Genomic DNA, 10,295 nt, shown 5'->3' with positions numbered 1-10,295 from the left:
CCAGTACATCAGCGCGCGCTGGGGCAGGGGACGCTGCCGCGTCACGTGCCAGATGTCGTTGAAGGTGCGGGCGATCCACGCCGCCTTCACCCCCGATGCCGGCGAAGTCCGGTCGGCCCGCGCCCTGGTTGCCGCTTACGAGGCCCAACAACGCGGCGACGGCGATGCCGGCGCCCCCATCGGTTCGCCCGACTATCTTTCGGCGCGCCGCCTGCTGGCCCGGCATGCGGAATTCCAGAACTGGCATCTCGCCACGCCCGGCCTGCCCCCTGCCCCACCTGTTCACTCTTGAAAGGACTCCCTCATGACGACCCCGACGATCTCCATTGACGGCCAGCGCCTGTGGCAGTCCTTGATGGATTTGGCGCAGATCGGCGCCACGCCCAAGGGGGGCAACTGCAGGCTGGCCCTGACCGAGCTGGACGGCCAGGGACGCGACCTGGTGGTGGGCTGGATGAAAGACGCCGGCCTGCAGGTGCATGTAGACCAGGTCGGCAATATCTTCGGGCGCCGCGCCGGCCAGGACGACACCCTGCCGCCGGTAATGACGGGCAGCCACATCGACACCCAGCCCACCGGCGGGAAGTTCGACGGCTGTTTCGGCGTGCTGGCCGGGCTGGAAGTGATGCGCAGCCTCAACGATGCCGGCATCCAGACGCGCGCGCCGCTGGAACTGGCCATCTGGACCAACGAAGAAGGCTCGCGCTTCGTGCCCGTGATGATGGGGTCCGGGGTGTTCGCGGGCAAGTTCCCCCTGGAAACCGCCTTGAATGCCCGCGACGCGGCGGGCAAGTCCGTGGCCGACGAGTTGCGGGCCATCGGCTACGCCGGCACGGCGCCGGTGGGCGGGCGCCCCGTCGATGCCTATTTCGAGGCCCATATCGAACAAGGGCCCATCCTGGAACACGAAGATAAAGTCATCGGCGTGGTGACGGGTTCGCTAGGCCTGCGCTGGTACGACGTAGAGGTCAACGGCATGGAAATGCACGCGGGCCCCACCCCCATGGCCATACGCAAAGACGCGCTGCTGGCCGCCAGCTACCTGGTACAGGCCGTCATCGACATTGCCAACGGCCACCAGCCTCATGGCCGCGGCACCGTGGGCGAGATCCACGCGCATCCGGGGTCGCGAAATGTCATCCCCGGCCAGGTGCGCATCACGGCAGACCTGCGCCACCAGGACGAAGCAACGCTGGCCGCCATGCACCGGGCCTGGCACGATGGCGCCCAGGACGTGGCACGGCGCCATGGCGTCGAGGTGGACGTCAAGGACGTGCAATATTTCCCGCCAACTCCCTTCGATACCGACCTGGTAGGCAAGATCCGCGCTGGTGCCGCCGCGCGCAAACTGCCGCACATGGATATCGTGACGGGCGCCGGCCACGATGCCGTCTACATGGCCGCCGTGGCCCCCACGGCGATGATATTCGTGCCCTGCAAGGACGGCATCAGCCACAACGAAATCGAGGACGCCCGCCCCGAACACCTGGAAGCCGGCTGCAACGTGCTGCTGGATGCCATGGTGGCGCGTGCGGGGCTTGCCCCCTGAACGGCCCCGGCCGCGTAGGCTAAAATCGCGGCTTCCCGCCCATGCTCTATCGTCAATGCCCACAGCCCCCGTCGACGCCCCGCTTACCGTGCTGCTCTACACCGAAGAACAACGCGGCAACCGGCTGGTCGAATCGCCGGTCATCGGCATGATGTCCGACGTCTCGGGGGCGGAAAAGCTCATCGCCATCCGCGATCCGCACAACCGCATCACCTACCTGTACCGCATCGATCACGGCAGCAACAACCTGGACGCGGTCGCCATCACCGAACAAGACCCTGCCAATTTCGACGGCAAGCACAGCGTCACGATCAACGCCACCGGCTTCCGGCTGGGCACGCCGCAGAACGCCATACAGCTGCTGCGCGGCAAGACCCGCTGGATCCAGGACAAGGGTTCGGTCCTGTCGGTGCTGCTGCGCAATGCCGCCAGCCGCCATACCGGATTCGCCACGCGCCAGATCCACCGCGACCGCGTGCGCTACATTCCGGAAGGCGTGCCGGTCGAGCCGCTGCCGCGCGGCTAATGTAAAGGCCACCCCGAAGCGCTACGCGCTTTCCACCTGGCGCCAGGCGACCAGACCAAGTAACATCGCGCGGCAGTCCAACGCACCCATAGAATCCATGCATTTCAAAGACCAGCTATTCCTTGCCAGCCAGTACGCCGCGCCGCATCACCTGGTGTCGCGCCTGATGGGCCTGGCGGCCGACTGCCGCACACCCGCCATCAAGAACTGGATGATCTCGCGCTTCGTGCGCCGCTATGGCGTGGACATGAGCGAGGCCCTGGTGCAAGATCCGCTGGCCTTCGAGACATTCAACCAGTTTTTCACCCGGGCCCTGAAGCCCGACGCGCGGCCGCTCGACGCAGAGCCGGGCGCGGTGCTGTGCCCCGCCGACGGCGCCATCAGCCAACTGGGGCCCATCGAACATGGCCGCATTTTCCAGGCCAAGGGGCATTCGTACAGCCTGACCACCCTGCTGGGCGGCGATCCTGGCCGCGCCGCACCCTTCGCTGGCGGCGATTTCGCCACCATCTACCTGTCGCCGCGCGACTACCACCGCGTGCACATGCCTTGCGCCGGCACGCTGCGTGAAATGGTGCATGTACCGGGCCGGCTGTTCTCGGTCAACCCGCTTACCGCCGGCCATGTGCCGGAACTGTTTGCCCGCAACGAACGGGTGGTCTGCCTGTTCGATACGGAATACGGCCCAATGGCCATGGTGCTGGTGGGCGCGATGATCGTGGCGTCCGTCGAAACCGTGTGGGCCGGCCTGATCACGCCCCACAAGCGCCAAGTCCGCGCCACGCGCTACGACGAAGCGGCGCGGGCCCCCATCCATCTGGAAAAAGGCGCGGAAATGGGCCGCTTCAAGCTGGGCTCCACGGTCATCGTGCTGTTCGGCCCCGAACGGGTACGCTGGACCGACACCCCGTCGGTGCGCGGCCCCGTGCGCATGGGCGAAATCCTGGCGCTGCCTGCCTGACCCGCCCGGCGGCTGCCCCCTCGCTACCAGGGGAATTCGATCAGGTCGCCATACAGTTTGCGCAGCCTGGCCTTCACCTCGGGCGAATTCTGGTAAATGCCGATGAACTTCAGCAGGCGCGGGTCGTGCGCGCGTTCCGGCTTGGTCACCCAGCGTATGGCGTAGCGCCGCACATTCTCGGGGTCGGTATTGTCGAACCCCAGCCCGTCTTTTTCGTTGATGCCGGCATGCTTGGCAAACGTGGTGTATGTGGCCGATGCCGTCACGTCGTCGAAGGTACGGGCCGACTGCGAGCCGTCTATCTGGATCAGCGCCAGCTGCTTGGGGTTGGCCACGATCTCGTGCATGGTGGCCTGGTGATCGGCACCCGTGCGCAGCACCAGCAGCCCCATCGACTGCAGCAGCAGCAGGGCGCGCCCGGTATTGACCGGGTCGTTGGGAATGGCGATCTTGGCGCGGTCCGGGATCGGGTCGCCCGGCTTCAGGCGTTTCGAGAACAGGCCCATGGTAGTGGAATACCCATAAGCAATCGGCACCAGGTTCTCGCCGCGGCTGCGGTTGAACAGTTCCAGGAAAGGCGCATGCTGGAAGAAATTGGCGTCCACCGAGCCTTCCGCCGCGGCAATGTTGGGCATGACCCAATCGTTGAATTCCACCAGTTCAACCTTCAGTCCCTGCTTCGCGGCCTGGGCAATGGCGATTTCGGTGGCCTCGTTCGCCACGCTGGCAATCACCCCTATGCGCAAGGGCTTGTCCTGGGCGGCGGCGGCCGGACCCGCCATCATGGCCAGGCACAGCAGGCCCGCCAGCGGCAAACGGAAAAAACGCATCATGATCGGTATGCCGCCCCCAAGGGCGGCTCAGGTCGTAAAACGCCATTGTGCCCTACCGCTTGCGCCACCGTCGCACATCGTTAAAGATACCGGTACCCCAGGCAAGCGGCCCCGGCCGCCAAGGAGCCCGCCGCCATGCTCGACCCTCATGCCTCGCCGCCCGCGCGCCCGCTTACCCTGATAGGCGCGCCCACCGACGTCGGCGCGGGTTCGCGCGGCGCCTCGATGGGCCCCGAGGCCCTGCGCGTGGCGGGGCTGGCGGCGGCCCTGCAGGCGCTGGGCCATCATGTCGAAGATGCCGGCAATCTCAACGGCCCGCCCAACCCCGGGCTGCCTGCGCAACAGGGCTACCGCCACCTGGATGAAGTGGTGGCCTGGAACGTGCTGGCGCACGACGCGGTGTACACCGAACTGCAGCGCGGCCGCCTACCCATCCTGCTGGGTGGCGACCACTGCCTGGGCACGGGCTCGATCAGCGCCGTGGCCCGCTATTGCCAGGGCGCCGGCAAGCCGCTGCGCGTGCTGTGGCTGGACGCGCACGCCGACTTCAACACCCAAGACCTCACACCGTCGGGCAATCTGCACGGCATGCCGGTGGCCTGCCTGTGCGGCCACGGCCCCCAGGCCCTGACATCCCTGGCCGGCCACGTACCCGCCCTGCAGCCCGCCTGGATCCGCCAGGTCGGCATACGCAGCGTGGACGAAGGCGAAAAGCGCCTGATCGACGCGGCCGGCATCGGCATCTACGACATGCGCAGCATCGACGAAATCGGCATGCGCGCCGTCATGGAGGAAGCCCTGGCCGGCCTTACCCCCGACACCCACCTGCACGTCAGCTTCGACGTGGATTTCCTTGACCCGGAAATCGCGCCCGCGGTGGCCACCAGTATTCCCGGCGGCCCCACCTACCGTGAAGCGCAGCTATGCATGGAAATGATCGCCGACACCGGCCGCCTGGGTTCGCTGGACATCGTCGAACTGAACCCGGCGCTGGATGTGCGCAACAAAACCGCCGTACTGGCCACCGACCTGGTGCAAAGCCTGTTCGGCAAATCCACACTGATCCGGCGCCCGATACGCCGGCACCCCTGATTTCACCAGGAGACACCCCCATGAAGTGCTACTGCGTCGTCGATTTCCATGCTCCGCTCGAACTGCGCGAAATGCCCATGCCAGAACCGCAGGGCGCCCAGGTACTGCTGAAAGTACGTGCCGCGGGCGTATGCCACAGCGACATACACTTGTGGGAAGGCGGCTACGACCTCGGCCAGGGCCGCACACTTACCCTGAAAGACCGCGGCGTGTCCCTGCCCCTGACCATGGGCCACGAAACCGTGGGCACGCTGGCCTCGGCCGGACCCGACGCCGGCGACGTCCAGCCCGATCGCAATTACCTGGTGTACCCCTGGATAGGCTGCGGCAAATGCGCGGTGTGCCTGGACGGCCGCGAGAACCATTGCGCGGCGCCGGCCTGCCTGGGCGTGCACCGCCCAGGCGGATACGCCGAATACATGCTGGTTCCGCACGCCCGCTACCTGATCGACATCGGCGACCTTGATCCGGCCCTGGCCGCGCCCTATGCGTGTTCGGGCTTGACCACCTACTCGGCGCTGAAGAAACTGGGCTCCGACCTGTACCGCAAGCATCCCATCGTGATTTTTGGCGCGGGCGGCCTGGGCCTGATGTGCCTATCGCTGCTGAAAGCGCTAGGCGGTGCGGGCGCCATCGTGGTGGATATCGATCCAGCCAAGCGCCAGGCGGCGCTGGATGCCGGCGCCCTGGCGGCCGTGGACGGCGCCGCGCCCGATGCCGCCGCGCAACTGTCGAAAGCGGCCGGCGGGCAGCCGCTGTACGGCGCCATCGACCTGGTGGGCGCGCCCGCCACCACCAGCCTGGCCTTCGATTGCCTGGCCAAGGGCGCCAAACTGGTGGTGGTGGGCCTGTTCGGCGGCGGGTCCAACTGGCCGCTGGCCCTCATCCCCCTGAAAGCGCTGTCTATCCTGGGCAGCTATGTCGGCAACCTTGAGGAACTGCGCGAACTCATGGCGCTGGTGCGCGATGGCAAGGTGCCGCAGATTCCCGTCACGCGCTACGCCCTGTCCGAAGCCGACGCGGTGCTGGGGGCGCTGCGGCAGGGTAAAGTCGTGGGGCGCGCGGTATTGGCGGCATAGCGGCGCCACGCGCCACGCCTTCCCCATTGCAAAGGACTCATCCATGACCGACCGGCAGTTGGCCATCCTGGCCGCCCTGAACATGATCGCAGCCGTGGGCGCCGGCGCGTTTGGCGCCCACGGGCTCAAGCGCATCGTCACCCCCGAACTGCTGGCCGTATGGCAAACCGGCGTGCTTTACCACCTGGTCCACGCAATGGGGCTGTTCATCATCGCCCTGCTGGGCGCGCGATTCGGATCGACGCTGCTGTCCACGGCGGGCGCCGTGATGTTCGCCGGCATCGTGCTGTTCAGCGGCAGTCTGTACGTGCTGGCGCTGACCGGCACGCGCTGGCTGGGCGCCATCACCCCGCTGGGCGGCGTGGCTTTCCTGGCGGCCTGGGCAATGGTGGCCTGGGCGGCCTGGCGCGCCGCATAACGCCTTGCGCCGGGCCCGCCGGCGCAGTCCTTATTCCAGCGGCGGGTCGAAATGCCGCGCCAGCAGTTTCGCCACATCCGGCTGCGCCGCGGCCTGTTCGGCCACCGCGTACAACGCCGGGCAGCAGGCCTTGAACCATGTAGGCCCCGGGCGCCAGCGGATCATTACCGCCACATACAAATCCAGCGCGCTGAACCGCCGGCCCAGCACATGCGGCGCGCCGGCAATGCGGTCGATTTCCTGCCACAGTTCGGCCCGGCGCGCATGCACGCGCGTGCGCAGCAGTTCGGCCGGCTCGCCCTCGGTGGTCCATTTGGGCGGGTCGTCCGCATAGGTGAAAGTGGGATACACCGCGCCGATCAGTCGCATCAGCACATGCCAGAACCGGGCGCGGTCCGGGCTGTCGGCCGGCGGCACCAGCCCGGCGGCCGGCGCCACGTCGTTCAGGTGCAGCACCATGGCCGCGCTTTCGGTCATGACCTCGCCACTGGGCAGGACCAGCGTCGGCACCTGGCCCGTGACGTTCAGCCGCAGCAGGCGCTCGCGCCCGGGGCCGGCCTTCAGGTATGGCAGGTCGGTGAGTGTGTACGGCACGTTGGCCAAGTGCAGGGCCATTTCCACAATGGCCGATCCGCAGCCGCGCGAGCCGATCAGTTCGTAGGTGCTCATTTGCCGTCTCCCTGGTTGCCGGCGGGCGCCAGGCGCAGCAACGCGCCGTCGCCCGCGTCCGTCAGCACATACACCGCGCCGTCCGGCCCCACGCGCACATCGCGGATGCGCGCGCCCAGGTCAGTTAACAGGCGCTCTTCGGCCACCACCTTCCTGCCATCTTCAAGCTGCAGGCGTATCAGCGCCTGCTCGGCCAAGGCGCCGATGAACAGCGAACCCCGCCAGGCCGGATAACGGTCGGCATCGTAAAAGGCCATGCCGCTGATGGCCGGCGACTTCTTCCACCAGTACAGCGGGCCCTGCATGCCCGGCAGCGCCTGGCCCTTGGCCTCGGGAATGGCGAAGCCCGAATAATTGATGCCGTAGGTGGCCAGCGGCCAGCCATAGTTTTTGCCGGGCTCGATGATGTTGATTTCATCGCCGCCGCGCGGGCCGTGTTCGTGTTCCCACAATTCGCCCGTCCATGGATTCAGCGCCATGCCTTGCGGATTGCGCATGCCGTAGGTCCAGATCTCCGGGCGCGCGCCCTGGCGGTTAGCCAGGGGGTTGCCCTCGGGCAGCGAGCCATCGGGCTTGATGCGCACGATCTTGCCCTGCAGCTTGTCCAGATCCTGCGCGGTGGGCAGGCGGTTGTTCTCGCCCAGCGCAATGAACAGCAGGCCGTCCTGCCCGAACACCATCCGCCCGCCGAAATGCTGTCCGCTGGACAGTTTGGGCTCTTGCCGGAAAATCACCGTGAAATCCTGCAGGCCGCGCCCGTCTTCGGACAACTTGCCGCGTCCCACGGCCGTGCCGCTGCGATCGCCGTCCGACTCGGCGTACGACAAATACACCAGGCGGTCGCGCGCAAAGCCGGGCGACAGCACCACGTCCAGCAGGCCGCCCTGCCCGTCTACATGCACTTTGGGCAGGCCGGCAATGGGCTCCGACAACTTGCCCTGCGCATCCAGCAGCCGCAGGCGGCCGGCCCGTTCCGTGATCAACATGCCGCCATCGGGCAGGAAAGCCAGCGACCAGGGGTGTTCCAGGCCCTTGGCAAGCTCAGTGGTTTCGACCTTGCCCTCAGTGGCGGCCTGGGCCTGGGTCTGGGCGTACAACACACCGGGCGCCGTGGCGCCCAGCAATACCGCCGCGAAGGCGGCCCCGCGCAAGATGGGCAGCACGGCCCGGCTTGATCGCAATCTCGACATGAAAAACCTCCCGCGGCAGCGTCGATGATCGGGTTGTCGGCAAGGAAAGCAGCGGCTGCCGGCGCCCGCATGGTGGCGTACCATAGGCGCACGGCCGGAAGCCGTCTTGTTCTTCTGGAGATATCGCTCATGAAACTGTACTACATGCCCGGCGCGTGCTCGCTGGCATCGCACATCATCCTGGAATGGATAGGCCAGCCCTACGAAACGCACAAGCTGTCGCGCGACGAGCTGAAGCAGCCCGCCTACCTGAAGATCAATCCGCTGGGCGCCGTTCCCGCGCTGGTCGACGGCAACACCACGCTGACCCAGAATGCCGCCATCCTGGAATACCTGGCGGAACATGCGCCGCAACTAAAGCTGACGGGCGACGGCAGCGCCGCCGCGCGCGCCGAAGCGCGGCGCTGGCTGGGCTTCATCAATTCCGACGTCCACCGCACCTTCTCGCTGCTGTTCGGCGCGCAGCGCTACCTGGCCGACGAACCCGCGCAGGAACAACTGCGCGCATCCGCCGCCGCCCAGTTGCGCACCCTGTTCGGCCACCTGGATACCCAGCTGGCCGGCAAGCCCTACCTTACCGGCGCCGCGCCGAGCATCGCCGACCCATACCTGTACGTGGTGCTGCGCTGGGCGCACGGCAAGAAGATCGACCTGTCCGGCATGGACAACCTGGCGGCCTTCTTCCAGCGCATGGAAGCCGACCCCGGCGTGCAGGCCGCGCTGAAGGCCGAAGGCCTGCAGTAAGACGGTATCAGGCAACTGCCGGAACTTGATACCTGATAGCAGCCGGGTGTCTGGCTCCCGCCGGGGTGCCAGACACCGTCCTGCTGAGACTGCCTTGGCGCATAACGATGTCCGGCGCCCTGACGGGCGCCAGGCACCGGCATCAATCCCGCGGCAGCGGCTCGCCCGGGCCGGTACGTTCCACGATCAGCCCGTAGTGTTCCGGGCGCCGATGGCGGGCGAAATCGAATACATGGCGGCGGAACGTCTCGGCCAGGCCCAGGTCGGCATTCACCGCGATCACCTCGTCTTCTTCCGTGCTGGCCTGGGCCACGATCTCGCCCGAAGGCGCCACGATCACCGAGCCGCCTATCATGTGGTGCCCGTCTTCCGAGCCGCACTTGGCCGCAGCCGCCGCCCACACGCAGTTCTGGTAGGCGCTGGCCTGCAGGGTAATCAGGTGATGGTGCATGCGCAAATGCACGGGCTCGGGCCAGTGGATATTCACCGACGGCGTGTTGTAGCCCAGCACCACCAGTTCCGCGCTCTGCAGCGACATTACCCGCCACGTCTCGGGCCAGCGGCGGTCATTGCACAGGCACATGCCTATCCTGGTGTCCATCGTGTCCCAGACGCCGAACGGCTGGTCGCCCACCCGGAAGAACTTCTTTTCCAGGTGCTGGAACGGCGCATCGGGCTTGTGGTCGTCGTGCCCGGGCAGGTGCACCTTGCGGTACTTGCCCACGATGCGGGCCGATGTGTCCACCAGGATGGCGGTGTTGTAAGGCACCCCTTCCGGCGTCAGTTCCGCATAGCCCAGGTAAAAGCCCACGCCCAGCTTGCGCGCCTCGTCGAACAGGGGCTGCACGTCCGCGTTGGGCATCTGCGTTTCGAAGAAGCGCTCCTGCGCGTCGGCGTCGCTCATCCAGTAACGTGGGAAAAACGTGGTCAATGCCAATTCGGGAAACACCACCAGCCGCGCGCCCCGGCCATGAGCCTCGCGCAGCATCTCCACCAGCCGCGCCACCACCGCGGCCCGGCTGTCGGCCAGGTGCACCGGCCCCATCTGCGCCACGGCCAAGCCGATCTTGCGTTGCCCCTTGCTCATGCTCTGCACTCCTTCGTACGATGCGAAAAAGCGCAAGCATGCCGGGCCCGCGCGCCGGCGTAAACCGCCGCCCGCCGGCCCGCGCCAAACTCAAGGCATGCCGCAAAGCCGCGGCCCGCAAGGGTTTGCAGCCCATGCCCACAAAAA

The 10,295-nt window shown here is 67.0% G+C and carries 11 protein-coding genes and 1 pseudogene; 8 read left to right on the top strand and 4 right to left on the bottom strand.

The window, feature by feature from the left end; translation table 11 throughout:
- From LPZ50_RS02940 to asd, 4 genes and pseudogenes are all read left to right on the top strand, one after another.
- A pseudogene (locus LPZ50_RS02940) lies at positions 1–292 on the top strand (hypothetical protein); the annotation flags it as partial.
- 12 nt (positions 293–304) lie between these two features.
- Positions 305–1,549 (top strand): Zn-dependent hydrolase, encoded by a 1,245-nt coding sequence (locus LPZ50_RS02935; RefSeq protein ID WP_230657323.1) that lies wholly within the window; start codon positions 305–307, stop codon positions 1,547–1,549.
- A gap of 55 nt (positions 1,550–1,604) precedes the next feature.
- Positions 1,605–2,075: a hypothetical protein gene (locus LPZ50_RS02930; protein ID WP_230657322.1), complete on the top strand. Its 471-nt coding sequence runs from the start codon at positions 1,605–1,607 to the stop codon at positions 2,073–2,075.
- A gap of 97 nt (positions 2,076–2,172) precedes the next feature.
- Entirely contained in the window at positions 2,173–3,036 is an 864-nt protein-coding gene (gene asd, locus LPZ50_RS02925) for an archaetidylserine decarboxylase (RefSeq protein ID WP_230657321.1), read from the top strand.
- A gap of 23 nt (positions 3,037–3,059) precedes the next feature.
- Here asd and LPZ50_RS02920 read toward each other — a convergent pair whose 3' ends face one another.
- Positions 3,060–3,869: a MetQ/NlpA family ABC transporter substrate-binding protein gene (locus LPZ50_RS02920; RefSeq protein ID WP_419195558.1), complete on the bottom strand. Its 810-nt coding sequence runs from the start codon at positions 3,867–3,869 to the stop codon at positions 3,060–3,062.
- A gap of 135 nt (positions 3,870–4,004) precedes the next feature.
- Here LPZ50_RS02920 and rocF point away from each other — a divergent pair, with 135 nt between their 5' ends.
- The 3 genes from rocF to LPZ50_RS02905 are packed head-to-tail and all read left to right on the top strand — an operon-like array spanning position 4,005 to position 6,458.
- Positions 4,005–4,961, top strand: a complete 957-nt coding sequence (gene rocF / locus LPZ50_RS02915) for an arginase (protein ID WP_230657319.1) — start codon at positions 4,005–4,007, stop codon at positions 4,959–4,961.
- Positions 4,962–4,981: 20 nt separating this feature from the next.
- The gene (locus tag LPZ50_RS02910) at positions 4,982–6,040 is read left to right on the top strand and encodes an alcohol dehydrogenase (RefSeq protein ID WP_230657317.1); all 1,059 of its coding nucleotides are present in this window, start codon (positions 4,982–4,984) and stop codon (positions 6,038–6,040) included.
- Positions 6,041–6,083: 43 nt separating this feature from the next.
- Positions 6,084–6,458 carry a DUF423 domain-containing protein gene (locus LPZ50_RS02905; RefSeq protein WP_230657315.1) on the top strand — a complete coding sequence of 125 codons (375 nt, stop codon included), beginning with the start codon at positions 6,084–6,086 and terminating at the stop codon, positions 6,456–6,458.
- 30 nt (positions 6,459–6,488) lie between these two features.
- Here the strand turns inward: LPZ50_RS02905 and LPZ50_RS02900 are convergent, their stop codons facing one another.
- Together LPZ50_RS02900 and LPZ50_RS02895 are read right to left on the bottom strand one after the other, a co-directional pair.
- Positions 6,489–7,127 (bottom strand): glutathione S-transferase family protein, encoded by a 639-nt coding sequence (locus LPZ50_RS02900; RefSeq protein ID WP_230657313.1) that lies wholly within the window; start codon positions 7,125–7,127, stop codon positions 6,489–6,491.
- A complete protein-coding gene (locus tag LPZ50_RS02895) occupies positions 7,124–8,317 on the bottom strand; it encodes a PQQ-dependent sugar dehydrogenase (RefSeq protein WP_329957631.1) in 1,194 nt (397 codons plus the stop codon). Before LPZ50_RS02895 ends, LPZ50_RS02900 begins: the two co-directional genes overlap by 4 nt.
- A gap of 129 nt (positions 8,318–8,446) precedes the next feature.
- On the opposite strand from LPZ50_RS02895, the gene LPZ50_RS02890 reads away from it, so the two are divergent.
- Positions 8,447–9,061 carry a glutathione S-transferase N-terminal domain-containing protein gene (locus LPZ50_RS02890; RefSeq protein WP_230657311.1) on the top strand — a complete coding sequence of 205 codons (615 nt, stop codon included), beginning with the start codon at positions 8,447–8,449 and terminating at the stop codon, positions 9,059–9,061.
- Positions 9,062–9,203: 142 nt separating this feature from the next.
- On the opposite strand, the gene LPZ50_RS02885 is transcribed toward LPZ50_RS02890, so the two are convergent.
- A complete protein-coding gene (locus LPZ50_RS02885) occupies positions 9,204–10,148 on the bottom strand; it encodes an N-carbamoyl-D-amino-acid hydrolase (RefSeq protein ID WP_230657309.1) in 945 nt (314 codons plus the stop codon).
- Positions 10,149–10,295 lie beyond the last annotated feature (147 nt).

Origin of the sequence: Bordetella petrii, from assembly GCF_020991325.1 — a bacterium.
Classification (GTDB): Bacteria; Pseudomonadota; Gammaproteobacteria; order Burkholderiales; family Burkholderiaceae_B; genus Bordetella_A; species Bordetella_A petrii_E.
Note: the sequence above shows the minus strand (reverse complement) of the source record. Positions and strands in the feature narration are given on the sequence as shown.